The organism is Nocardia higoensis (genome assembly GCF_015477835.1).
Lineage (GTDB): Bacteria > Actinomycetota > Actinomycetes > Mycobacteriales > Mycobacteriaceae > Nocardia > Nocardia higoensis_A.
The window spans coordinates 70723-96753 of sequence record NZ_JADLQN010000001.1 but is presented as its reverse complement, the minus strand read 5'-3'; the positions used below and the strand labels follow the sequence as shown (position 1 = coordinate 96753).

General features: G+C 68.7%; 17 protein-coding genes. 6 read left to right on the top strand and 11 right to left on the bottom strand.

Features of this window, described 5'->3' with window-relative positions; all coding sequences use genetic code 11:
- Positions 1–43: 43 nt before the first annotated feature.
- The 5 genes from IU449_RS00365 to IU449_RS00345 all read left to right on the top strand — a co-directional run bounded on the left by IU449_RS00365 (position 44) and on the right by IU449_RS00345 (position 4808).
- On the top strand, positions 44–1030 hold the full coding sequence (locus IU449_RS00365; protein WP_194999982.1) for an L-tyrosine/L-tryptophan isonitrile synthase family protein: 987 nt from the start codon (positions 44–46) through the stop codon (positions 1028–1030).
- Positions 1027–1836 (top strand): TauD/TfdA dioxygenase family protein, encoded by an 810-nt coding sequence (locus IU449_RS00360; RefSeq protein ID WP_194999981.1) that lies wholly within the window; start codon positions 1027–1029, stop codon positions 1834–1836. Before IU449_RS00365 ends, IU449_RS00360 begins: the two co-directional genes overlap by 4 nt.
- Before the next feature lie 62 nt (positions 1837–1898).
- A complete protein-coding gene (locus tag IU449_RS00355) occupies positions 1899–2834 on the top strand; it encodes a UbiA family prenyltransferase (RefSeq protein WP_194999980.1) in 936 nt (311 codons plus the stop codon).
- Between the two features lie 112 nt (positions 2835–2946).
- On the top strand, positions 2947–3420 hold the full coding sequence (locus tag IU449_RS00350) for an SRPBCC family protein (RefSeq protein ID WP_194999979.1): 474 nt from the start codon (positions 2947–2949) through the stop codon (positions 3418–3420).
- Positions 3421–3530: 110 nt separating this feature from the next.
- Positions 3531–4808, top strand: a complete 1278-nt coding sequence (locus tag IU449_RS00345) for an NAD(P)/FAD-dependent oxidoreductase (RefSeq protein WP_194999978.1) — start codon at positions 3531–3533, stop codon at positions 4806–4808.
- Here the strand turns inward: IU449_RS00345 and IU449_RS00340 are convergent.
- Positions 4796–5380, bottom strand: a complete 585-nt coding sequence (locus IU449_RS00340; protein ID WP_194999977.1) for an SRPBCC family protein — start codon at positions 5378–5380, stop codon at positions 4796–4798. The genes IU449_RS00345 and IU449_RS00340 overlap by 13 nt on opposite strands.
- A gap of 3 nt (positions 5381–5383) precedes the next feature.
- Between IU449_RS00340 and IU449_RS00335 the strand changes: the two genes are divergently transcribed.
- Complete coding sequence (locus tag IU449_RS00335; RefSeq protein WP_194999976.1) at positions 5384–6376, top strand: 3-oxoacyl-ACP synthase III family protein; 993 nt, start codon at positions 5384–5386, stop codon at positions 6374–6376.
- Between the two features lie 6 nt (positions 6377–6382).
- Here IU449_RS00335 and IU449_RS00330 read toward each other — a convergent pair whose 3' ends face one another.
- From IU449_RS00330 to IU449_RS28760, 10 genes are read right to left on the bottom strand one after another with little or no spacing between them, the layout of a single operon-like run.
- A complete protein-coding gene (locus tag IU449_RS00330) occupies positions 6383–7228 on the bottom strand; it encodes an alpha/beta fold hydrolase (protein ID WP_194999975.1) in 846 nt (281 codons plus the stop codon).
- Positions 7229–7231: 3 nt separating this feature from the next.
- Positions 7232–12793, bottom strand: a complete 5562-nt coding sequence (locus tag IU449_RS00325) for a type I polyketide synthase (protein ID WP_228803593.1) — start codon at positions 12791–12793, stop codon at positions 7232–7234.
- Positions 12794–12806: 13 nt separating this feature from the next.
- Positions 12807–18536: a type I polyketide synthase gene (locus IU449_RS00320; protein WP_194999974.1), complete on the bottom strand. Its 5730-nt coding sequence runs from the start codon at positions 18534–18536 to the stop codon at positions 12807–12809.
- A gap of 16 nt (positions 18537–18552) precedes the next feature.
- Entirely contained in the window at positions 18553–19941 is a 1389-nt protein-coding gene (locus IU449_RS00315) for an NAD(P)/FAD-dependent oxidoreductase (protein WP_194999973.1), read from the bottom strand.
- 9 nt (positions 19942–19950) lie between these two features.
- On the bottom strand, positions 19951–20838 hold the full coding sequence (locus IU449_RS00310; protein ID WP_194999972.1) for a class I SAM-dependent methyltransferase: 888 nt from the start codon (positions 20836–20838) through the stop codon (positions 19951–19953).
- Entirely contained in the window at positions 20835–21767 is a 933-nt protein-coding gene (locus tag IU449_RS00305; protein ID WP_194999971.1) for an SDR family NAD(P)-dependent oxidoreductase, read from the bottom strand. The genes IU449_RS00310 and IU449_RS00305 overlap by 4 nt, the downstream gene beginning before the upstream one ends.
- Entirely contained in the window at positions 21764–22786 is a 1023-nt protein-coding gene (locus tag IU449_RS00300; RefSeq protein ID WP_194999970.1) for an SDR family oxidoreductase, read from the bottom strand. Before IU449_RS00300 ends, IU449_RS00305 begins: the two co-directional genes overlap by 4 nt.
- Positions 22787–22790: 4 nt before the next feature.
- Positions 22791–24464, bottom strand: coding sequence for an AMP-binding protein (locus IU449_RS00295; RefSeq protein WP_194999969.1), 1674 nt, complete (start codon positions 24462–24464; stop codon positions 22791–22793).
- On the bottom strand, positions 24454–25434 hold the full coding sequence (locus IU449_RS00290) for an acyl-CoA desaturase (RefSeq protein WP_194999968.1): 981 nt from the start codon (positions 25432–25434) through the stop codon (positions 24454–24456). The genes IU449_RS00295 and IU449_RS00290 overlap by 11 nt, the downstream gene beginning before the upstream one ends.
- On the bottom strand, positions 25421–25888 hold the full coding sequence (locus tag IU449_RS28760) for an acyl carrier protein (protein WP_228803590.1): 468 nt from the start codon (positions 25886–25888) through the stop codon (positions 25421–25423). Before IU449_RS28760 ends, IU449_RS00290 begins: the two co-directional genes overlap by 14 nt.
- Positions 25889–26031: the final 143 nt, after the last annotated feature.

Here is a 26031-nt window from a genome sequence, read left to right as displayed (position 1 = left end):
CCCAGCGGCGACTCGAGTCGTCGAATCACGATGCGAGGATGCTATGGAGTATGTCCGACCGGCCGAGGCGATTCTGCGCATCGTGTTCCGGCGTCGCCGCACCACCCAACCGTCGGATCCGTGCTCGGCCGAGCCGTGTCCGGAGTGCTTCGCTCCCCACCTCGACAGGGTCTGCCGGTACGTCGCGGCCGGTGAGCCGGTGCACTTCGTCATCCCGGCGTTCCCGGCGAAGTCGCGTAACCGGCGTAAGACCCTCGGGCGGTTGCCGGACCTGGGTGAGCGGCTGGCCCTCGAGTCGATCCAGGCCTTCTGCGAGCGGATCTCGGCGGTGTACGCACCGGGCGCGGTAGTCACCGTCTGCTCGGACGGGCACGTGTTCAGTGACGTCCTGGGCATCCGCGACGAGCACGTCGACGACTACGGCGCCGAACTGCACAGGATCATCCGCTCGATCGGCGGCGGCGCGATCGGGCTGTACGCGCTGGCCGATGTCATGCCCGGACTGAGCTGGGAGCAGCGTCGCGGCCGGCTGCTCGACGAGCACGCCGATCCGGTCGAGAAGATCCGCGACGCGGTGCGTTCCACGCCTGCGGCCCGTCGGATGTTCAACGGCATCCACCGGTTCGTCACCGAGGACAATGCGGCGCTGATGCCCGAGCTCAGTGCCACCCAGATCCGTAACGACGCGAAGCTGACCGCCTACTACGTGGTCCAACGCAGCCAGGCGTGGAGCCGGGTCGTCGCGGGAGCCTTCCCCGACGCGGTGCGGCTGTCCATCCACCCCCAGGCCAACCACGACACCAAGATCGGATTTCACCTGCTGGGCACCACCGACAGCTGGCTCACCCCGTGGCACGGCGTGGTGCTCGACGACGGACTGCGCCACGTGCTGGTCAAGCGCGCACAGGCCGAGAAGCTCGGCGCCCGCCTGGTGTGGCGCAACAACCGGCCCAGCCATTTCGTTCTCGCGGAGCCGATCGGGTCGAGTCCGATCGCCCCCGCGCCCGCCACGTCGAAAGGACACTCGTGACCGATCAACGGCAGCCACTCCTGCTCGAGGGCGCCGATCTGGCGCCGTTCGGGCGGCTTGTGACTGCGCCCGCCGCCGGGCAGACCCTCGCCGATGTGCCCATCGATCGCCTGCTGGCCACGACTCTGTCGGCCAAGGTACTGGTCCTGCGGGGCTACGAATTGCTCGACGCGCCCGAGCTCGAGGAATACTGCCGGGCCGCGGGCCAACTCGTGCAGTGGGAGTTCGGCACGATTCTGGACCTGGTCGTACAGGAGGATCCGAAGAACTACCTGTTCGACTCCGGGGACGTGCCGTTCCACTGGGACGGGGCGTGGCAGGATCGGGCGCCCCGGTACTTCCTGTTCCAGTGCGTGCGTGGGTGCGCGCCGGGCGCCGGTGGCGAGACAGTGTTCTCGGATGCGACCAGGGTGTACCGAGACGCGCCCGAGGAGCTGCGCGACCTGTGGGCCCGCACGTCGGTCACCTACCGCACCGATCGGCTGGCGCACTACGGCGGCACGATGACCCATCCGGTCCTGGCCACCCATCCCACGACGGGCGAGACAACGATCCGGTACGCCGAGCCACTGGACCCGGCGCGGTACCGAAACCCGTTGTTCCTCAGCGTCGAAGGGCATTCCTCGGAGATGGTGGGCCACCTGCTGGGGGAGCTCGGTTCGCGCCTGCACGACCCCCGCTACTGCTATGAGCACGCCTGGCGAACCGGTGACATCGTCGTCGCGGAGAACCATGCCCTGCTGCACGGGCGCAACCGCTTCACCGGCTCCACCGAGCGGCACATGCAGCGCATCCAGATCATCTGACCCGACGGCCGGTGCCCACCGCGACAGCGGATGACGGGCGACACGATTGGAATGCTGCTTTGGTGGATCTGCTGACCCCGGCGACGAGGTCCGTGCGCGCCTACGGACACCTCGCCAACGTCTATTTTCTCGATTACAACCTGGGCTATCTGTTGGTGGCGACGCTGCTGCCCGCGGCTGCCGCGCGCGAGGCGAGCACCTGGGCGGCTCTTGCCCTGATCATCGTCGGGTACTTCCTGCTGCACAGCGCGGTGATCGCCTTCGACGACATCACCGGCTACCGGGACGGCACCGACGCGAAGAACTACCAGGACAATCCCAGCGCGCTGCGGCGCGCCAAGTGGAAACCGCTGGTCACCGGGGAGCTTCGGCTCGGACAGGCGGTACGGTTCGCGTGGACGTGCGTGGCCGTCGGTCTGCTGCTGCTGTTGACAGGTCTGTTCATGACACCGCATCACTCCCCCGCGCTGATCGCACTCGCCGTCGCCGGCGTATGCGTCTCGCTGCAGTATTCCTACGGAATCAAGTTCAGCCACATCGGCTTCCAGGAAATGGTGCTCCTGCTGTGGACGCTGGAGCTGGTACTGATTCCGTACTGGGCGCTGACCGGCGGGATCACCGGGCGCATCCTGATCGAGGGCGCGCTGTTCGCGTTCTGGCTGATGATGGTGTCGATGTACTCCAACCTGCGTGACCTGGAGACCGACCGCGGAGCGGGCAGGCTCAACATCGCGACCATCGCCGGGGAGCGCACCTACATCAGGCTGCTCGGCGCACTCGCCGTCGCGGACATCCTCGTGGTGGGAGTACTCGTGGTGACGGGGATGCTGCCGGCGCTGCTCGCAGCGCTACTGTGCCCGGTGTTCGCCGCCCGGCTGGCCCAGTTCCGTCTCGGCGCACTCGAGCGCGACCCCCTGCTGGGCCGATTGCTCGGTCGCCGTCTGGCCTGGGCGGGGGCGACGGTGATGGCCGTCGGAAATCTGGTGGTCTCAGGCTGATTCGCCCACCCACGGGCCGGGCCGTTCCCGCGCGGGTTCGGTACCGGGAACCGGCGGTGAATCACCGTCGAAGTAGTAGGACCGCGGAAAGATCCGCGTTAGACTCGCCACCATGGTGGAAGCACGGGCACAACAGACCATGGCTTGCTCTCCCGAAGAATTCCTCGAATTCGCGATGGATGTCGAACGATATGCCGAAGTGGACGACAAGATCGGACGCTTCGATTGGGTTCGCCGTGATGGGAATCGCGTCGAATTCAAATTCCGCCCGGCGATGCCCGGACTTCCCGGCCCGGCGCCGAAGATGATCGCGCAGGGAATCCTCACACCGGGCAAACGAGTCGATGTCGGACTCGCGCCGCTGCCGGACAGCAAGCTGTGGCATCGGCTGATGAAGTTCAATGCGAGTTTCGTCTGCGAACCCGGCGAGAACGGCACCCTGGTCACCAGGACGATGGCGGCCGAAATCACCCCGGCGCTCCGCTGGCTGATCGATCCCATCCTTCGCCGCAATCTCCCGGGCAATATCGAGACCGAGATCCGGCAGGCCAAGGCATATATCGAAAGGCACAGCAGCCGGAATTGATCCGCCTGCTCGCCCGGCCGGTGAACTTTGTCGCCGAACTCTCCCTGATGCGAGGATGGGATCAGCTGCCGTACACGGCATTCCGTCCACCACACTCGGGGAGAGTTCCTATGAACGACGACTATGACGTGGTAATCGTGGGCGCCGGTCTCGCAGGATGTACCGCGGCGATTCTGCTGGGCCGCGCGGGCTTGCGGATCGCGCTGCTGGAGGCGCACCGGAATCCGGAAACCTACAAGCGGCTGTGCACCTCGTCCATCCGATCGAGCGCGTTGCCGACCATGCGGCGCGCAGGACTGGACAAACTCATCGAGGATGCCGGCGGAGTCCCCTCTCACGACGCCTATCTGACCCCCTGGGGTTGGCTGCGCGCACCCCGCACGAACGACCGTCCGCCACACGGCTACAACATCCGCCGTGAGACCCTGGATCCGCTGGCCCGCAACGCCGCCGCCGAGGTGCCGCAGGTCGATCTGCTGCTGGGCGCCAGGGTACGCAACCTGACCAGGGACGCACGCGGACGCGTCGACGGTGTCGAGGCGTCCGTGCACGGCACGGATCGGCGACTGCGCGCGAGGCTGGTGATCGGCGCGGACGGGCGCCATTCGAAGGTCGCCGAGTTCGCCGGGCTGCGGGCTCATCGATCCGCGAACTGCCGCTCCTGTGTCTTCGCCTACTACCGCAATGTGGAGGTCCCCGAGGACCGGACGCTGAGCATCTGGCTGAAGATGCCCGAGATCGTCTCGATCGGCGCCATGGACGACGGGCAGGTCGTGCTCGCCGGTCTGCTCGACAAGAAGCAGTACGCCGCCGCGGCGGACAAGGAGGCAGCGCTGCTGGCCGCGTACTCGGGACTGCCCGATGCCCCGGATCTCAGCAACGCCGAACGTGTTTCCGAGGTCATCGGATACCGCGACTACCCGAGTATCACGCGCCCGCGGATCACCGCGCCCGGTGTCGCGCTGATCGGCGATGCCGCGATGTCGGCCGATCCGGCGGAGGGCGCCGGTCTGGGCTGGGCGCTCCAGACAGCCGAGTGGCTCAGCGACGCGGTCACGCGGCCACTGCTCGAGGGCACCGTCGGCGGAATCGACGCGGCGGCGCGGAAGTACCAACGCACACACCGCTTCCGGTTGTGGCCGCATCAGCTGCAGATCGTCGATCTGAGCAAGCGTCCCGAGTTGTCGATACTGATGCGAGTGCTGCTGTCCGCCGCGGTGCAGGACTCGTGGGTGGGAGCACGCGTGACCAAAGCGGTGACCCGCAACGCCTCCATGTTCACCGCCCTGCATCCGGTGTTCGTGGCCCGCGCACTGTTCGCCGCCCTGCGCAGGCGCCTGACCTCTCGCGGGAGTGGCGCGACCCCCGTCGCGGCTCAGCTGTTGTAGGCGCTACGGGCTTCGATATAGGACTTGGCGTGTTCGATTTCCGCCTGGAAGTTCGCGGGCAGAGTGCGTCGCAGGATCGGTTCGATCAGCCATCGCAGGACGGGAATCACCTCCAGCGTCGTCGAGCTCGTGACGAGGGTGCCGCCGTCGGCGGGCGTGCAGACGAAACTGCCCGTATAGGTCATGACACGGTTGCCGAACTTGTTCATCGGTAACGGCGCCAATCGGAGATCGATGCGCTCCCCGGCCACCAGCGTCAGCTGAAGCACCATTCTCGGCATCGGCCGCGGTAATCCGGGAAGCGCGGGCCGGAATCGGAAGCGAACGACATCGCCTTCGCGCCGTATCCAGGAAATCGACGTGATCTTGTCGTCGACCTCGGCATAGCGCTCGACGTCCATGACGAAATCGAGATATTCGTCGGGGGAACATTTCATCAGCTGTCGCACGACCACATCCATACTCCGGAAAGATACGGTCGCGCGCGCGACACAGGCAAACTGGTGCGAGTCGAAGGTATTGAGGGATAGTCGAATACGGGAATCCGGGTAGGAGAGGAAGTCCACGTGCATCCGATGAGTATCGCGGCATTCGGCAGCTACCTCCCGCCGGAGGTGCTCACAGTCGACCCGGCGGTCGCGGCGGCCGATCCGATGGCCCAGAGCCCGCTGTTCCGGCTGCCCGACCAGCGGCACCGGATCGCGCCCACACAGCGGGCGGCGGACATGGTCGTCGAAGCTGCGCGGCCGATGTTCGAACGTCTCGGCCTCGAGCCGGCGGGCAATGTCGACCTGCTGATCACCAACACCCTGCTACCCGACGAATGCATCACCGGATGCGGAGCGGAGGCCGCCTACCGGCTGGGGTGCGATCCGGCGCTGGTGCTGGATCTGCACAACGGCGGGTGCGGCGCCTTTCCGTACATGCTCAAGATCGCTCGCGCGATGATCAGCAGTGGCGAGGCGAAAACCGTTCTGCTGGCGAATGTTCAGAACACGGCGGGCCAGCTGTTCGCCCAGCCGGAGCTGAGTGGGAAGCAGAGCGCGGCCATAGCCGGAGACGGTTGTGGCGTCGCCTATGTCACCGCGCACGGCCGTTCCCCCGTGCTGGGCGTCCACGTCCGGAATACGCCCGCCTTCGCCCCGGATATGTCGCCCGCGACGGGCGACGGCCGCAAGTACTGGGCAGCGGGCAGCGGCGAGCTGGAGATCGTGTTCGATCAACTGAAGTCCAAGGAGATCATCGATCGGGGGAACAGACTGGTCCCGGAGGTGGTCGGCGAGCTGTGCAAACAGATCGACATCGATCTCGGCGCCGTCGACTATCTGGTCACGAATCAACCCAATCGGCTGTTCCTGCGCAATTGGCGCCGGGCATTGGGGCTGGAACCCGAGCAGCATCTCGACACCTTCGACCGCTGCGGAAACCTCTACGGCGCGGCGGTTCCGGTGACGCTCGACATCGCGATCCGAGAGGGCAGGATCGCCGACGGTTCGCTGGTGGTGATGGCGGGATTCGCGCACGCCGGTGATTTCGCCGCCGCGGCGGCGATGCGGTGGCACAACTGAGGTGCGCTACCGATGTAGCCATCCTTCGATGGCGCGCGCGGTGTGCACGGCGTCCTCTTCCATGATGGAGAAATGGTCGGCGGGTACCGAGACGGTGGTCGCCGCGAGGTCCCAGATCGGCCGATCCGCACCGCCGGGGCGGCGCTGTGCGCGCAGCATCAGCACAGGGGTGGCGACCGGACCGGGGTGCCACTGCTGCAGTATTCCGAGGTAGGCGCCCATGGCGGTGAGATTGTCGTCGGTGACCAACCGGCCGTCGGCATCCCGATCGAGGACGCTGCCCAGCGCCCAGGTGAAAGTCGCCGCACGTGCCTCGGCTCCGGGATCGACCGTGTCGATCATGACGATGCCTGCCACCGGCCGTCCCATCTCTTCCAAGCGCTGCGCCATCGCGTGTGCGACCACTCCACCGATCGAGTAGCCGACCAGAACCGGGGGTTCACCGTCCGCGGCGGACCGGGCAGCACTCGTCAGGGCGTCGATCGCCGCGAACCAGTCCGCGGGAACCGCACCGGCCCGCTCGAATCCGGGAAGGACGAGCGCCTTCGCGCGCGAGCGCCGCTCGAACGAGGCGGCCAGCCGCGCGAACTGGTGCGGGCCCGACCCGGCGAGGAACGACGGCACGCAGACGAGGACCGGAAGCGCGCCTTCGCTGACCAGCAGAGGCTTCGACGGGCGGGGGAGATCGGCCGCCGAGGTGAAGGTGCTGCGCGTGGCCGCCGCCGCCCGCAGCACCGGGATCGCCTCCGCTAGGGCGCCCGCCTCGTGCGCCCGACGCAGCACGGCCGTCAAACTCGCCGCACCCGCCGGTCTTCCGGCGAGCAGCGGGTCGGACGAGGCGTCGGTGGACATGGCTCAGCGCACCCCCAGATCGTTGTCGATCAGATCGAAGATCTCCGAGGCCGTTGCCGACCTGATGCGCTCGGTCCCCTCCTCGCGCGCCTCGTCCTCGAGCATGCGCTGGGTCGCGCGCAGGCGTTCGGCCACACGCGCGCGATCCTCGGTGGTGGCCGAGCGGATCAGCTCCGCCAGCCGGTCCAGTGCGAGGTCGAGGGGATGCGCGGTCGATCCGGACGCTGCGCCGGGTGTGAGCTGCTGGAGCAGGCGCCTGGTCACGGCGCTCGGAGTCGGATGGTCGAAGACCAGGGTGGCCTGCAGGGTGAGCCCCGTGGCGTGGGCGAGGCGGTTGCGCAGTTCCACGGCGGCCAAGGAGTCGAATCCGACATCCTTGAAGGCCTTTTCCGGGTCGATCGTCGCCACATCGGCGTGCAGAACCTCCGCGGCCTCGGTCGACACCAGCCGCAACAGGTGGCGTTCGCGTTCCTGGGGCGTCAGCGACGCCAGCCGGTTCCGCAGGACCTCCGCTGCCCCGGTGTCCGGCTTCCCGGCCGTGGCGGGCACCAGGCCGCGCAGCAGAGCGGGCAGCTCCGCGGTCCGGCCGCGCGCCCGCAGTGCGGCGATGTCCAGCCGCATCGGCGAGACGACGGGGTTCGGCGACGACAGTGCCGCGTCGAACAATGCCGTGCCCACATCGGCAGGCATGGCGGCGAGACCCGTTCCGGCCAGCCGGGAGACGTCCAGATCGGTGAGCTCGCCGGTCATCGACGTCGATTGCGCCCACAGGCCCCAGGCCATCGAGACCGCAGGTAGATCGCGGCCTCGTCGCCAGTGGGCCAGCGCGTCGAGAAACACGTTGGCGGCGGCGTAGTTCGCCTGGCCCGGGCCACCCAGCAGGCCCGAGGCGGAGGAGAACAGCACGAAGCCGGACAAGTCGAGATCTCGGGTGGCCCGGTGCAGATTCCACGCGCCGGACACCTTGGCCGCCAGTACCCGATCGACATGGTCGGGGGTCATCGATTCGATTGTGGCATCGGCCAGTACGCCCGCCGCGTGAACGACGACACGCAACGGATGGGTCGGGTCGATCGAGGCGATCAGATCCGTCACCGCGGCCGGATCGGCCACGTCACAAGCCTCGATCCGTACCCGCGCGCCGAGCTCGGTCAGTTCCGCCGCCAGGACGTCGGCCCCCGCCCCCGCCGCGCCGCTGCGGCTCGCCAGCACGAGAAAACGCACGCCGTGCGCGACCACCAGGTGGCGGGCCAGCAGCGCCGCCAAACCGCTCGCACCGCCGGTGATCAACACCGTCGACTCGGCGTCGAAGACGGTGGTGGCGGGAGCCGGTGTGGTGCATCTGGTCAGCCGCGGAACGTGAACGCGGCCCGAGCGGATCGCGACCTGCGGCTCGCCGATCGCCAGCGCCGCCGCCACGCCCGACCATCCCACCTCACCCTTCGAACGGGTGCCGGTGTCGGTGTCGGCGGTGTCGGTGTCGGTGTCGGTGTCGACGAGTACGAAACGGTTCGGGTGTTCGGCCCGGGCGCTGCGCAGCAGACCCCATACCGGCGCGGTCGACAGTTCCGGCGTTTCGTCCTTCGCGACGGCGATCGCACCTGAGGTGACCACGACCAGCCTGGATTTCGAGAACCACGGCGAGGCCAGCCATCTGTGGACCATCGCGAGAGTGTCGAGGACCGACTGCCGTGCCGCGTCCGGCACCGGTCCCCGCACCGGCGGAATCGCCACCACCACCGCCTCCGGCAGCGGCGCACCCGCTTCTGCCTCGGCCTCGAGCGCCGCCAGATCCGGATACCGCGGCAGCCCGGTCAGGCCGCCGGGGTCGAATCCCGTCTCCACCACCGCGAACTCGGGAGCCGTACGCTCCGCCGCCGTCGCGGTCTCCCACCGCACCTCATACAGCGCCCCCTGCGCCGAGCGCCGGCCCGCGGCCAGCTGCGCCACCGACAATGGCCGCGAGACCACCTCCCCCACCGAAACCACCACGCGACCGGCGCTGTCCACACCGACCATCGACACCGAATCCACCCCGGTCGGACGCAGCCGCACCCGCAATGCCTGCGGGGCACCGGAGTCGGCCCGCAACCAGACCTGCGACCACACGAACGGCAGCACGACACCGTCCTCGGCCGCCGGACCGCCGACCGTGCCGTCGGGCTCGGAAACACACAGGGCCGCGTGGAAGGCCGCATCGAGCAGGGCCGGGTGGATCGCATAGCCTCGGCCCGGCGTCGGGGAGACGACTTCGGCGTAGATGTCGCGGCCGTGCCGCCACACCGCCCGGAGGCCACGGAAGGCCGGGCCGTAACCGAAGCCGCGGGAGGCGAGCGATTCATACCATCGCTCGGTGGGGATCGTGGTCGCGCCGGGCGGCGGCCAGGTGTCCCAGTGTTCGTCCCGTGGTGAGGCGACCTCCGGGCTCAGGACGCCGGCGGCGTGCCGGGTCCATTCGCTGTGGTCGAGGGTGGTGTGGAAGGCGAATTCGCGCCTGCCGTGCTCGTCCGGGTCGCCCACGGTCAGCTGGACGCCGACGGTGGTGTCCGCCGGAATGATCAGCGGGGCCTCGAGCATCAACTCGGCGACCACCGGGCACCCGGCCCGGGTTCCGGCCGCCGCCGCCAATTCCAGCATCGTGGTACCCGAGACGACCACCTCACCGAAGACGGCGTGGTCGGCCAGCCACGGATGGCGGGCCGACGACCAGCCACCGGTCCACAGCCATCCCGGGCCCCCGCCCGGGCGGACGGCGCCGGCGAGCAGCGGGTGGACGCTGGGGGCCAGACCGAGTTCCGCCGCGTCGCCCAGGGTTTCGGCGACGGCCCAGAATCGCTCGTGGTCGAAGGCGTAGGTCGGCAGGGCGACGCGACGGGCGTCGCGACCGGCGAACACGGCCCGCCAGTCGATGTCGGCACCGGCGACGAACGCCTCGGCCAGCGCGTGCAGCATGCGCCGAGGCCCACCGTCACCGCGCCGCAGCGTGCCTACGACGGCGGCGCGAATTCCGCTGTCGGAAACCGTCTCCTCGGAACCGAGGGTCAGCAGCGGATGCGGGCCCACCTCGATCACCACGTCGTTGCCCGCCGCCAGCAGTTCACGCAGTGCGGGCTCGAAGAGAACCGGCTCGCGAAGGTTGCGATACCAGTAGGAGCCGTCGAGTTCGGTTGTCGGGAGGACTCTTCCGGTCACCGTGGAGTAGAAGGGCACGCGGGCGGCGACCGGGTGTAGCGCCGCGAGCGCGGGCGCCAACGGCTCGCGCAATCCGTCCATCGCCGCGGAATGCGCGACGAAATCGACGCCGTCCACCAGCCAGCGCATCGTTCCGGCACGCGCCAGCACGCGTTCCAATCGCGCCAGCGATTCGCGGGGCCCGGCGACGACGACCGCTCGCGGTCCGTTGACCGCGGAGATCGTGAGATCGTCGAATTCACTCAGCAGCGCACGGACGGAGTCCGCCGAGTCCACGATCGACAGCAGCGCACCCCCTGTGGTCCCGAGTTCGCCGATCAGCCTGCTGCGCACTGCGACCAGCCGCACCGCATCCGCGAGCTCGAGCGCACCGGCCACCTGCGCCGCGGCGATTTCCCCCTGGGAGTGGCCGATCACCGCGTGTGGCCGCACCCCGAAGGATTCCCACAGCGCCGCCAGCGACACCATGACCGAGAACAGCACCGGCTGCACGACATCGACCCGATCCAGGGCGGGCGCGTCCGGACGACCGCGCAGCACGTCGATCAGCGACCACTCGACATGGGGGTCGAGCGCGGCCGCGCATTCGGCGATTCGCTCGGCGAATACCGGCGCGGTGTCGAGGAGTTCGACTGCCATCTGAGCCCATTGCCCGCCCTGCCCGGGGAAGACGAAGCCCACCCGACCGGACCGATCCGCCCGTCCGACGACGACGCCGGGAGCCGTGCGTCCGTCGATGACAGCCTCGAGTCCTTCCAACAGTTCCGCCCGGGTGATCCCGACCACGACCGCGCGATGTTCCAACCGCGCCCGGGTCGCCACCAGCGAATATCCGATATCGACCGGGTCCAGGCCGGGATCGGCGAGCACCCGTTCGCGCAGTCGCCCGGCCTGCTCCGGCAGCGCCGTGGCCGACTTCGCGGAGAGCACCCAGACGATGGGCCCCGCGCGGAACGCCGCCACTCCCGGCGCCGGGTCGGCGCAGGCGGTCGGCTCGGGTGGCTGCTCCACGATCACGTGCGCGTTGGTACCGGACACCCCGAACGAGGACACGCCCGCCCGCCGCGGATGCCCGTTCTCCGGCCACGGCCGTGCCGCTGTCAGCAACGACACCCCGCCGGACCAATCGACCTTGTCCGTCGGCGTCTGCGCGTGCAGCGTCTCGGGGAGCACCCCGTGCCGCATGGCCATGATCATCTTGATCACCCCCGCCACACCGGCGGCCGCCTGGCTGTGACCGATGTTCGACTTGATCGAACCCAGCCACAGCGGTGCACCGGCGCGATCCTCGCCGTAGGTCGACATCAGCGCCTGTGCCTCGATCGGGTCACCCAGCGGGGTTCCGGTGCCGTGCGCCTCCACCGCGTCCACCTCGTCCGCCCTCAGGCGGGCGTCGGCCAGTGCCGCGCGGATCACCCTTTCCTGCGACGGGCCGTTCGGAGCGGTCAAACCGTTCGAGGCCCCGTCCTGATTCACCGCCGAACCGCGCAGTACGGCGACGATATCGCGATCGTTGCGTATGGCGTCGGAAAGTCGTTCCAGCAGCAGCACTCCCATTCCCTCCGACCAACCCGACCCGTCGGCGCTCTGTGAGAACGCGCGGCACCGGCCGTCCGGCGACATGACCCGCTGTTGCGAGAACTCCACGAACAGGCCCGGTGTCGCGAGAACCGTCACGCCCGCGGCGATGGCCATGGCGCACTCGCCGCGCCGCAGCGACTGCATCGCCAGATGCGTCGCCACCAGCGACGACGAACACGCGGTATCCACCGTCACCGCGGGGCCCACCAGACCGAAGCTGTACGCGACCCGGCCCGACACCACACTGCCCGCCGAACCGACGCCCCAATAGCCACTCAGTTCATCGACTGTCCGGGTGATGAGCTCGTAGTCGCGATACATGGCACCGGCGAAGACGCCGGTATCGCTGCCCCGGACCGAGGTCGGATCGATCCCCGCATCCTCGAACGCCTCCCACACGCCCTCCAGCAACAACCGCTGCTGCGGATCCATCGCCAACGCCTCACGGCGGCCGATGCCGAAGAAGGCGGCATCGAAATCACCGGCACCGGACAGGAATCCACCCGAACGACAGTAGGTGGTTCCCGGATGCCCTGGATCGGGATCATAGAGGGCCGTGACATTCCAGTCCCGGTCGGCGGGAAAGTCCGCGACCGCGTCGACGCCGTCGGACACCAGCTGCCACAGTTGCGCCGGTGAGCCCACGCCTCCGGGATACCGGCAGGCCATGCCGACCACCGCGATCGGCTCGTGCGCCGCCTCGAGCAGTCGCTGATGGTCTCTGCGCAATCGCGCGTTGTCTTTGATCGACGCGCGCAGCGCCTCGACGACCTCGTTCATCGACATCGACATCGGGCCGGTCCTCCTACTGCCGATCCCCGCGCAGGGCGAGCTGGACAAGGGCTTCGGCATCCATGCCGTCGATACCCGCCAGTTCCTCGGCGTGCTCGGCGGACATCACGGGTGCGGCGACGGGCCCGGACTCGGCCCGCGCGGGGAACAAGCGGTCGAGCAGGCAGGCGGTGATCGCATGGGGCGTGGGATGGTCGAAGACGATGGTGGGCGCCAGGGTCAGGCCGGTGGTGCGGCTCAGACGGTTCCGAAGTTGTACTGCGGCCAGCGAATCGAAGCCGAGTTCTTTGAAGGCCCGCTCGGGGGCCACGGCCTGCGGAGTACGGTGATGCAGCACGGTCGCGACCGCTTCCCGGACCACCTGCAGCAGGTGATGCTCGCGCTCCTGCGCCCCGAGTGCGGCCAGTGTCTCCCGTAGTTCCGCCGCGGGGTCTGCGGTCGCGGCATCCCGGCCGGAGGTGACGAGACCGTCCAGGACCGGGTCGAGGCGTCCCGCCCGCGCCTGGCTGCGCAGTGCCGCCCTGTCGAGGCGAACCGGGAACACCACCGGATCCCGGCCGGCGAGCGCGGCATCGAACAGTGCCAGGCCCTCCTCTGCCGACATCGCGACCACCCCGGACTCTCCCAGCCGGGCGACGTCCAGTTCCCGCAGTTCCCGGGTGAGTGAGGTGGTGGGGGCCCAATACCCCCAGGCCAGGGAGGTGCCCGGCAGTCCGGCGGCGCGACGGAACTGCGCGAGAGCATCCAGGAAGACGTTCGCGGCAGCGTAGTTCGCCTGGCCCGCGCCACCGAGAACGCCCGAAGCCGACGAGAACAGGACGAATCCGGACAGCTCGAGATGGCGGGTGGCCCGGTGCAGATTCCATGCCGCGTCCACCTTCGCCGCCAGCACCCGGTCCAGCTGCTCCGGCAGCATGGCCTCGATCACTCCGTCGGCGAGCACGCCGGCGCTGTGCACGACCACACGCAACGGATGTTCGGGCCCGATGCCCGCGATCAGGGTGGCGACCGCGGCCGGGTCGCTGACATCGCACGCGATGACACGAACTTCGGCACCGGATTCCGCCAGCTCCCGCACCAATTCGTCGATGCCCTCCGCCGCCGGACCGCTCCGGCTCGCCAGGACCAGGTGCCGGACACCGTGCTCGGTCACCAGGTGGCGGGCGGTCAACGCGCCGAGACCGCTCGTGCCGCCGGTGACGAGCACGGTCGACTCGGAATCGAAGCAGTCCGCCCGGAGATCGAGTCCGGCCGAGCGGCCGGTGCTCGGGACCGGCTCGAGCCGGGGGACACGCAGTCGCCCGGCGCGCACCGCGATCTGCGGCTCGCCCGCGCCGATCGCGAGATCCAGCTCATGCCACCAGCGGCGGGGGTCGGCCCGGGGCTCGGTGTCCAGGTCGGCGATCACGATCCGGTCGGGGTGCTCGGTCTGTGCGCTGCGCAGCAGTCCCCAGACCGGGGCAACCGGCAGCGCGACGGTGGCATCGGCATCCACCGCCACCGCGTGTTCGGTCACCACCACGAGCCGGGTCGTGGCCGGTCCCGGCGCCGACAACCACCGCTGTACCAGTTCCAGTGCCCGTCGAGTCGTGGCGTGCGCGGCCTCGGGAACATCCGTGTCCTCCGGTGCCGTGATCCGCACCAGGGCCACATCGGGGGCCACCTCCCCACCGTCGAGCGCGGCGAGCAGATCCGGCACGTCCTGGAAACGCCGAACATCCCGGGCTCGCGGATCCGCTTCGATCTCCGGCCCCAGGAGCGCTAGGCGTCTCGGCGTGCCCATCGGCGACGGGGCGATCTCCGGCCAGCCCAGTGTGAACAGCGCATCGGTCCGGGAGCGGGACGGACCCAGGTGGTCCGAGGAGACGGGCCGGGAGACCACCGAGTCCACCGAGACGACAACGTCTCCGGCCTCGTCGATCGCCACTATGCCCACCGCGTCCGGCCCCGTCGGGGTCAGGCGCACCCGCAGCGCGCCGGAGCCGGGACGCCGCAGGAACCGGACTCCCGACCACACGAACGGGAGGACGACACCGTCGGGTGCGGATGCCCCGTCGCCGAGCAGTGCCGCGTGGAAGGCTGCGTCGAGTACGCCGGGATGGAGCAGGAAGCCCGAACCGGACTCCGGGATCCTGACCTCGGCGTAGATCTCCTCGCCGCGCCGCTGGACCGCGCGCATCCCCCGGAAGGCCGGGCCGTAGCCGAAGCCGCGCTCCTCCAGCGCCGCATAGGCGTTGGCGACCTCCACCTCGTGGGCATCCGCCGGCGGGGAAATCACCGGATACGGTGCCGCTGTGTCGCTCTCGGTGACCAGAGCGCCCGAGGCGTGGCATACCCAGGCACCGCCCGCGTCGACGGCGGTGTCGGAGTACACGGTGCAACGAGATCTGCCCTCGTCGTCGGGCTCACCGACCCGCACCTGGATCGCCGCCTCCGCGCCGTCCGGCACGATCAGCGGCGATTCCAGCACGAGTTCGGCGACGACGGGACAGCCCGCGCGTGCCCCTGCCGCGGCGACCGCCTCCACCAGCGTGGTGCCCGATACCACCACCCGGCCGAAGACGAGGTGGTCGAGCAACCACGGATGCCGCTCGACCGACCAGCTACCGGTGAACAGCCAGCCGGATCCGTCGGCCATGTGGACCACGCCGGAGAGCAGGGGGTGCTCCGCCGAGGACAGCCCGGCCGACCGGACGTGCCGTTCGGCGACAGCCCAGAAGCGCTCGTGTTCGAAAGCATAGGAAGGCAGCGCGACAGGCCGCGCGTCACGGCCGGCGAACAGCGCCCGCCAGTCCACGTCCACACCCGCGACGAACGCCTCGGCCACCGACAGCAGAAAACGCTCCGGACTTCCGTCGTCGTGGCGCAGCGAACCCACCACGCACACCTCCCGGGGGTCCACACCGGTCGCCACGACGGACTGTTCCAGCGGGACCGTCAGCGCCGTGTGTGGACTCACCTCCACGAAGGCCCGGTACCCCTCGGCGAGCATGGCGCGTACCGCGGGATCGAACAGCACCGGCTCCCGCATGTTCCGGAACCAGTAGTCGCTCGTCGATTCGGTGGGCGCGCCCGGCACGGTGGAGTGGAAACGCACCGGTCCGTCCTCGATGCGCAGTTCGCCGAGCGCCGCGAGCAGTGGTTCGCGCACCGCGTCGACCTCCGGGGAATGCGAGGCGTAGTCGACCGGCACCCAGCGCACCCACACCCCGTCGGCCACACAGCTGTCGTACACCTCGCCCAGCGTCTGCCCGGCACCGGACAGGGTGACCATGGCCGGCCCGTTCACCGCCGCGACCCAGACCCGCCCCGGCCACCGCCGCAGGCGCTCCCGCACCCGCTCCACCGGCTCGGCCACCGACATCATCCGCCCACCACCCCCCACCGCGACAACCAGATCCCGCACCAAACGACTACGCACCGCCACCACACGAGCACCATCGGCCAACGAAATCCGCCCCGCCACACACGCCGCCGCAACCTCACCCTGCGAATGCCCCACCACCCCATCCGGACGCACACCCAACGCCTCCCACAACGCCGCCAACGACACCATCACCGAAAACAACACCGGCTGAACCACATCCACCCGATCCAGCGACGGCGCACCCTCGATGTCGCGCAGCACGTCGGTCAGCGACCAGTCCAGGTGTGGCGCCAAGGCCTGCTCACACTCGGCCATCCGCGCCGCGAAGACAGGCGAGGAATCCAGCAATTCCACCGCCATACCCGGCCACTGCGCCCCCTGACCGGGGAACGCGTAGGCGACGCGTTCGATGCGTCCGGCGCGGCCGGAGGCGATCGGCAGATCGGCCCTGTCCTCGTGACTTCCGTCGATGACGGCGTCGAGTCCGGCGAGCAGCGACTCACGAGTTCGACCGACGACGACGGCCCGATGTTCCCACCGCGCCCGTGTAGCGATTAGGGAGTACGCGATATCCACCGGATCCAGCTCGGGATCGGCGAGTATCCATGCGCGCAGCCGCCGCGCCTGCCCGGCCAGCGCCGGGCGCGACTTCGCCGACAGCACCCACACCACCGGCCCGGACACGAACAGCGACGGCGCGGCCGGATCCGGCACCGATTCTGCGGCATCGTCGTCCATGGGTGCCTGCTCGACGATGACATGCGCATTGGTGCCGCCGATGCCGAAAGCCGACACCCCGGCTCGGCGGGGCCTGCCGTGGTCGGGCCAGGCCCTCGCCTCGGTGAGCAGCCGCACTCCGGACTCCGCCCAGGCCACTGTGGACGTGGGGGCTTCCGCGTGCAGCGTCCTGGGCAGGATCGCGTGTCGGATCGACATGATCATCTTGATCAGGCCCGCGGCCCCGGCGGCCGCCTGACTGTGACCGATGTTCGACTTGATCGACCCCAGCCACAACGGCGTTGCGTCGCGGCCGCGGCCGTAGGTCGCCATCAACGCCTGCGCCTCGATCGGATCACCCAAGGTGGTCCCGGTGCCGTGCGCTTCCACCGCGTCCACGTCGTTCCCCGACAGACCCGCATCCGCCAGTGCCGCCCGGATCACCCGCTCCTGGGACGGCCCGTTCGGCGCTGTCAAGCCGTTCGACGCGCCGTCCTGATTCACCGCCGAACCACGCAACACGGCGAGGACGCGATGGTGGTTGCGCCGGGCGTCCGACAACCGTTCCAGCACGAGCACTCCGACGCCTTCGGACCACCCCGCACCGTCGGCATCCTCGGCGAACGATCTGCACCGGCCGTCCGGCGACATGGCCCGCTGCCGCGAGAACTCGACGAACAGCGCGGGCGTCGCGTACACCGTGACGCCGGCCGCCAGGGCGAGCGAGGATTCCCCGCGCCGCAGCGACTGCATCGCCAGATGAGTCGCCACCAGCGACGACGAGCACGCCGTATCCACCGTGACCGCCGGACCGACGAGACCGAAGGTGTACGCCACCCGCCCCGAGAGCACACTGCCCGCCGAACCGACGGCCCAATAGCCCTCCAGCTCGTCTCGGCTGGACCGTGCGAGGTGACGGTAGTCGGAGTCACACGCGCCTACGAAGACGCCGGTGTCGCTGCCGCGCAGCGACACCGGGTCGATGCCCGCGTCCTCGAACGCCTCCCACACACCTTCCAGCAACTGCCGCTGCTGCGGGTCCATGGCGAGGGCTTCGCGCGGACCGATGCCGAAGAACCCGGCATCGAATTCCGCCGCGCCCGAGAGGAACCCGCCCGAGCGCGCGTACGAGGTGCCGGGATGGTCCGGATCCGGGTGGTAGGTCGCCTCGACATCCCAGCCGCGGTCCGCCGGGAACTCCGTGACCGCGTCCACGCCCGCGTGCACCACCTGCCACAGCTGCTCGGCCGAATGCGCGCCGCCCGGATACCGGCAGGCCATCCCGACTACCACGATCGGATCGTCGTGCTCGGCCCGCGCTCGCGGCGGCGCGTCCGCGGCGTCGGCCACACTCGACGGATCGAACCTCGCGAGCAGGTGCCCGGCCACCGCCGCGGGGGTCGGATAGTCGAACAGGAGAGTCAGCGGCAGCTCGAAACCGCTCGCCTCCGAGAGCATCCTGGTGAGCTCGACCGCCGCGAGCGAGTTGTATCCGTAGTCCTGATACGCCCGTTCCGGATCGACGGCTTCGATCCCCTTGCCGATCAGGTCCGCGGTCTCCCCACGGACGACCTCCAGCACGACGGCGTAGCGTTCGCCGGCGGGCACGCCCGCCAGACGCCGGGACAACAGCGACGCCGGCACGGCGTGATCGGACATGTCGATCCTCGATCTCTCAGACCAGTTGTGCGGGCACGAGGCGTGGGTAGCGATCCTGGGCGGCGAGCAGCGCCGTCAGGCCCTTCGAACCGAGATAGCAGAACGGCTCCGGCGGATACGGCTTCTCCTTGCCGTTCACGAACAGCAGGTTGGTGTAGGTGGTGTCACGGCGAAGAATGAGATCGCGCAACACCTTGCCGGTCGAATGCGTGACCGCGATGCCGTTCCCGCAATACCCGTGGCCGTAGAAGACCCCGTCGCCCAGCGTGCCGACGTGCGGAACGATCTCGCGGGTCATGGCCACCGCGCCGCCGTAGGTGTGACTGAACCGCACATCCCGCCACTGCGGAAAGTATCGTGTGAGCACCCCGCGCAGCGCCGCGGTCGCTGTCGGGTTGTCCATGTACTTGCTCTCGTCCATGTCCCGGCCGAAGTGGTAGTCGACCTTGCCGCCGCCGAACAGCAGCCGGTTGCCCGCGGTCAGCCGACCGAACACGATGAAGTTGCCCGCCTCGACGAATCCTTCGCGCTCGGGCCAGTGCACCTGCTCCAACTGCCGGTCGGTCAGGGGCTCGGTCACCGCGGCATAGCTCCATACCGGCGCGACCTTGCGTTTGAACTGGGGGAACTGGAACTGGTAGGCGTTGGTGGCGTACAGCACGTTGGGCGCGGTCACCCGCCCTCGCGGGGTGGAGGCGACATGTCCGCGGGCGGTGCGCGTCACGCTGGTCACCCTGGTCGACTCGTGGATGTGGACGCCCATCTCGGTCACCACTCGATACAGCCCACGCGAAAGCTTGTGTGGGTTGATCAGCGCTCCGCCGACCTTGAACGCGGCCGTGATCGCGGGCGAACCGATACGCTCGCGCGCCGCGGCCGTGTCGAGCAGTTCTATCGACGACTGCCCGCCGAACTCCCCGCTCAGTTCGATATCGCGCTCGAGCAACTTGCGTTGGGCGTCATTGGTGGCCACCTGGTAGTAACCGTTGCGCTCGTACTCCGCGTCCACGGAGTACTTGCGGCAGAACCGCTCGAGTTCGAGCATCGACTTGCCGACCACCGCGTAGGCGAGCTTGGCTCGCTGCGCGCCGAAGCGGTGCACCAGCGCGCCGAGACTGTGCCCGATCGTCGGAGTGACGAAGCCGTCGTTGTGCCCGGAGGCGCCCGCGCCGGCGTACTCGGCCTCGAGGATGTGGATATCCATCGACGGATCAGCCTGCTTGAGGAAGAAGGCCGTCCACATCGCGGTGTATCCGCCGCCGACGATCACCAGATCGCAGTCGACGTCTCCGCTCAGCGGCGGTCCGGGCACGACCGGTTCGGTCTCCCGCCAGTAGATCTCATGTATCGGCTCGTCACCCCGCGTGCTGCCCGCCGCGGCCCCGATCGACTGCGTACCCACCATCGCTGCTCCTCACACACGCTCGAAAATCAAGCGGCCGAGCCCGAAATGCCTCTTCTGGAAGGCATCGGCGGCCGCGTTCAGGTATCTCTCGTAGTTGTCGACCACTTCCTCGCCGACCATCCGTTCGGCGAGGGCGCGGTTGGCGAGCATGCGGCGGTTCCATTCCCGGCAGGTGCGCGCGTAATGGTCGGCGTCGTTGCGCACCCAGACCACATCCATCAGCCGTTCGGCGGCCTCGAAGATCTCCGACAGCCACGGCAGTTCGGATTCCGGGAAGATCGTGTCGATCATGAACAACAGGTCTCGGACGGTCTGCCGATCCATCCGGGTGTTGTTCCCCTTGATCATGGTCTGCAGGGCGAGGCGTCCGCCCGGCGGCAACCAGTCACGGCAGCGCAGGAAGAAGTCGCGGTAGGCCGCCACTCGTTGCGGGCGCCGCAGGCCCATGTCGGCGAAATGCTCGAAGGCGCCGATCGAGATGACGGCGTCGTACTGCTCGCCGGGCTGATGATCGGCCCAGTTCTCCACCCGCACGTCGTAGCGCTCGTCCGCCCAGCCCGCGACCGAATCCGCCTGGGCCTGGCTCAGGGTCAGGCCGACGACCTGTTCGACCTCGTGGGTCTGCACCAGCCGTCGCAGCAGCGCTCCCCAGCCGCTGCCGACATCGAGCACCCGCCGGGCTCCGACGGCGTGGGATTCCCGGATCAGCAGGTCGTGTTTGCGGTCCTGAGCCGCCTCCAGGGTGTCCTCGGCCGCGCTGCCGTGCGGGTCCAGCCACAGTCCGCACGAGTAGGTCAGCGAGGAATCCAGCCACAGCGCGTAGAATTCGTTGCCGATGTCGTAGTGGCTCCGAATGGCGTTCGCCGACGCGCCCAGGTAATCCGTCTCCGCCGTCATTTCGCGGCCGCCTCACGACCGGCGGCGACGACGCGGTTCAACCGCTCCATCCGGGCCGCCAGGGTGATCCGCCCCTCCAGGCGGAACGGCGGGGGCTGCCGGCCGTCGGTATCGGCGAAGCCGTACTGGACAGCGAGATCGCCGACCGCGAGCCGCTTGCCCGAGTACTCGATGACATCGGGGTCCGCGGCCAGGTGAGCGATCGCGCGTCCGACATATTCGGGCGAATGCACGACCTGGGCCGGCCCCTCCCCCAGCAGATCCCACGCCGCCTCGACCCGCTCGGTTCGCACGAACCCCGGATGCACCGCGACAGCGCCCACCCCGTGTTTGCGCAGCTCGTATCCCATACCGACGACCATCCGATCCGACGCCGTCTTGCACACGTCGTATGCGGTCTGGCCGAGGTAGACCTCACCGTCGGTGAACGACACGTTGACGATAAGCCCGCTCCCGCCCGCGATCATCAGCGGCGCGGCGAGTCTGGAGGCGACGAACTGACCGCGCAGCGAACCCGCGAACAGTTCCCAGCGCCAGGCGGGTTGCTTCCAGAACGGCGCGTCGAACTTCGCCTCGGGCCACCGCTCATAGCCCGACCACGCGTTGTTCACCAAAATGTCGACCCTGCCGTCGGTTTCGGCGATCTGCGCGAACAGCCTCTCGGTGTCGGCGTCGTCGGTGTGATCGCAGCGCACCGCCACCCCGAGCCCACCGCGAGCGGTCACTTCGTCGGCGGTGTCGTCGATGGTGCCGGGCAGGCCCTCGGTCGTCGGCTCACCGCGCACGCTGCGCCCGGTCACATACACTTTCGCGCCCGCTTCGCCGAGCGCGAGAGCTATGCCGCGGCCGACGCCTCGGCTCGCGCCGGTCACGACCGCGACCTTCGAACTCAACACTGGTGGCTGCCAGCCATTTTCGACATCGGTCACGCTGATTCCTTCCGATCGGAGCCGAGTACCGGGCGAGCCCAGTACTCGAGGGTGCGCCGGTACGCGTCCCGGTCGCTGACGACCGGCACGTCGAACTCCGCACGCAGTTCGGGCAACGAGCTCGGCAGCACGCCGCCGCAGGCGTTGGTCACCTCGCTCGTATCGATGAGCACTTGGAGGAACGTCCGCGACATCGGCGCGATCCGCTCCAGCGGGACAGGCAGCGGCAGCGTCGGATCCACCACCGGCACCGGCGTGATCGATCGGCCTCGCGAGGCCGCGTGTTCGACCATGATCTCCTGCGCTTCGTCGGCCGTCATGGCTTCGCCGCCGTAGGTCTGCCACAGCACTCTGCCCAGTGCGTCCGCCTCGACCGCTCGCGCGATGGCGTGCGCCGTGACGTCCAGCGGCACGAAATCCATCAGATTGCCCGGGTGCAGCGGAAAGTAGGGCGCCTTGCCTCGGCAGAACCACTCCGATACCTGCTGGACGATCTGCGGCCGGCTGCTGGCGCCGGTCACCGAATCCCCGATGACGTTGGTGGGCCGATGAATCGAATAGGGCAGGCCACTGCGTGCGACGAGCCGCTCCGATTCCAGCTTGGACCAGATGTAGGGGGTCACGACGTTGCCGGGCCGCAGATCGTCGATCCGGCCTCGCTCGAGTGCGTGGACGAAGCACGAGCTGATCAGGTGGATCGGCGCGTCGGCGGCCCGCGCGAACTCGATGATCCGTGCCGTCCCGTCGATATTGATGCCCTGGTAGATCTCCCTGGCCTGCCCCCAGTTCGTCAGCGCGCCGGAGTGGACCACGACGTCGACGCGTTCGACCAGTTCGTGCCACTGTGCCTGCGGCAGCCCGAGCAGCGGCTGCCGGAGATCGGCCCACAACACCTCGTCGGCTTCGGGTACATCGGTGTCGGAATGCGCGAGCCCGACGACGTGGAAGCCGCGCAGTTCCGCGGCGACCGCCCGGCCGACCACTCCGGAGACGCCCGTGAGCAATGCGGTGCGCGTCATAGCGTCACATCCTTGTCAGATCGACCACGGCCAAGGGGTCGAAACGTCCTGCGTCGAACATGTTTCGGCACCGATGGCGCTGGATCTTGCCGGTCGGGGTCTTGGGCAGACTGTCGCGGCCGAGGAAGACGCATTCGTCCAGCGACACAGCGGCTTTGGACATCGCGGCCGAGGCGGCGGCTGCGGCCACATCGCGGTAGTCGGTGTCCTTGCCGCTCACCTCGATGAACAACGTCAGCCGCTGCGCCGAGCCGGACCGGTGCGCGACCAGGGTCGAGCACCCCCTGCGCACCCCGTCGATGCCGTCCACGACACTCTCCACCTCGCGCGCGTACACCTTGCGGCCGGCGATCGAGATGAGGTCGTCGGTACGCCCGACCGGGTACAGGTGACCGTCCTTGACGAAGCCCAGATCGGAGGTGTGCAGCGCGCCGTCGCGAAAGGTCTCCGCGGTGCGCGTCGCGTCGGCCCAGTACCCGGTGGCCAGACTCGGCGAGCGCACGACGATCTCCTCCAGACGCCCTGTCCCCGCATCGATCAGCTCGACATCCCGGCAGGGCGTGCCCGCGCTGACCACGGCCGCGCCGAGCGGGTGGTCGGGTTCGACCTCGATCAGTTCCGAATCGGCCAGGGCGGTGGCATCCACCACCACCCTCCGCCACGGCTGTTCGCCCTTGGGCATGGAGGTGACGGCGAGGGTGGCCTCGGCGAGCCCGTAGGCGGGCACTATTCCCTCGGGTCGCAGACCGAACGGTGCCAGGGACTCCGCGGCGAAGCGGAGGGTCTCCCATTCCACCCGTTCGGCACCGATGATGCAGCTCTCTACGGTACTCAAGCCGCCGCCCGGCATGTTCCTGCCACGCTTGGCCGACCGCGCCGCCAGGTACAGGGCGGTGTTGGTGCCCGCGCTGGACCGGCCGCCGAACTGCGCCATGTCCGAGAACCAGGTGCCCGGCGAGAAGGTGAATCGTTCGGGTGTCGACAGATACAGCGAGAAGTCGTTCGCCCACGACGAGAGCAATCCACCGAACAGGCCCATGTCGTGGGACAACGGCAACCAGGAGACGAAGACATCGCGGTGTGGCCTCGCGTCGATGAGATCGGCGATGATATCCAGCTGTGCCGCGATGGCACGCGGCGTCAGCGCGCACCCTTTCGGGCTACTCGTGCTGCCCGACGAGTACTGGATGAACGCCAGCTCGTCATCACCCGGCGGGGACGCCGCCACCCGTCCGGTGTCGGCGAACGACTCCCAGGTCCGGAATCGGAATCGCCCGGTCAGCGAATCCGGTAGCAGCGCGAGCAGATCGGCCTCGATCAAGAAGATCACAGGTTCCAGCTGGTCTCCGATGACCGTCAGCTGTTGGGCGTACTCCTCGAAGGTCATGCCGCGGGCCGGCACGGGCAACGAGGCCACCGAGCCGCCTGCGAACCACACGCCGAGGAGCCCGCGCACCACGTGCGGGTTGTTGGTGAACACGGCCGCCACCCGGGCGCCGGGGCGCACGCCGGCCTTGCGCAGACCAGCGGTGGTCGCCTCGGCGTCGCGGATCACCTCGTCCCAGCTCGATTCCCGGTAGCGGTCGCCGACCCAGCAGTGCAGCGAGTTCCGGAACGACCGGCCCTCGCCGGTCAGGCGGTCCCACAGACCCGGCCCGGACCGTCGTTCACTCGACATCGGCGGCTCCGTCGCGGTTGGGCCGCTCGGCCAACGGCTTCGCCGGCGACGCCGGCGCGAGCCTGCCTCCGCCCGTGCGGGCCAGCCCAGCGGCGCGGGCCCGGATCCGCTCCTCCGGAATGCGCACGACATCCCAGGCCAGCCCGGTGATCTCGAGGACACGGATGAAGATCGCCGTGAGATCGATTTCCCACCAGCGCATTCCGTGCGAGGCTGCCTTGGGAAAGGCGTGGTGGTTGTTGTGCCACGCCTCGCCGAAGGACGGGATCGACAGCCAGGCGACGTTGCGGGACTCGTCGGGAGTGTCGAACCGCCTTCTACCGTAGTAGTGCCCGATCGAATTCACCGCGTAGGTCACGTGATTGGCCAGGAAGATGCGGACCAGACCGCCCCACAACATGCCCGTCAGAAAGCCCTGCCAGGATTGCGTCAGGGCGAACACGATCAGGCCGGGCGCCACGATCCCCGCGATGACTATCTCCACGAAATGTAGAGAGATGAACCGAATGTCCTTGTCTCGGGCCAGATCCGGGCAGTATCGGATCGGGTCCGAAGTCAGGTTCTTGTCGAACAACCAGCCCAGGTGTGAGTGCCACAGCCCCTGCAGCACACCCCGAATGCCCGGTACATGGTCCAGATACGGGCTGTGTGGATCGCCGGGTTTGTCGGCCACACGGTGGTGGCGCCGGTGATGCGAACACCAGATCAGCGCCGGGCCCTGTCCGGCGATCGTGCCCGCCACCGCGAGGAAGATCTTCATCGGCCGCGAGGTCTTGAACGATCGATGAGTCAGCAGCCGATGGTAACCGGCCGATATGCCGAGGATGGCGATCGAATACATGATCGCCAGGGCGATCAGGTCCGCCGGGCCCACATACTTGTTCCACAGCAGCACGATCGCGACGACCACGCCGACGAGCGGAAGTATCGAAGAGGCCAGGATGAACCCGTAATGGTCACGCCCATCCACCGGCCTGTCCCTCCGTCACGGCCCCGCGGCCCGCTATGGCCTCGTTCCCCACCCGGATCAGATCTCCCAAGGTCTTCGCGTCGGCCGAACGCGCCGGATCGAACTCGACCTCGTGTTCCTCCTCCAGGCTGAACACCACCTCCGCGATCTGCAGGCTGGACAGCCCCATGTCGCGGAGCTCGGTGTTCTCGTCGAGGACGATGTCCTTGGATTGCTTGCCGCGCATCTGTCGACGGATGAGCGCTTCGACTTCGCCGATGGTGATCAATGCAATTACCTCCTGAATCGAGTCGCCTGATCGGGACTCGTTACTCATCCGCACCATCATCCAGCCGATACGAATCGTCATCGCCGAATAGCTCGAACAACTGCGGAATCCGATTGACAAAGGCGAGTTCGGCGACAGAGGAGAGTTCGGCGACGGAGACGAGCTCGTTCGGAATTCGCCGTACATCCACGTCCCGACAGGAGCAATCTACCGTCGCCTCCGCTGCTCCGTAAACTTCCGGCGACGGCTTCCAGCACAGCCTCGAATCGGCCGCCGGCCGCGCGTGTCTCCCGGCGTCGGGAGATTTGAAGGCCGCCGCCGACACCACC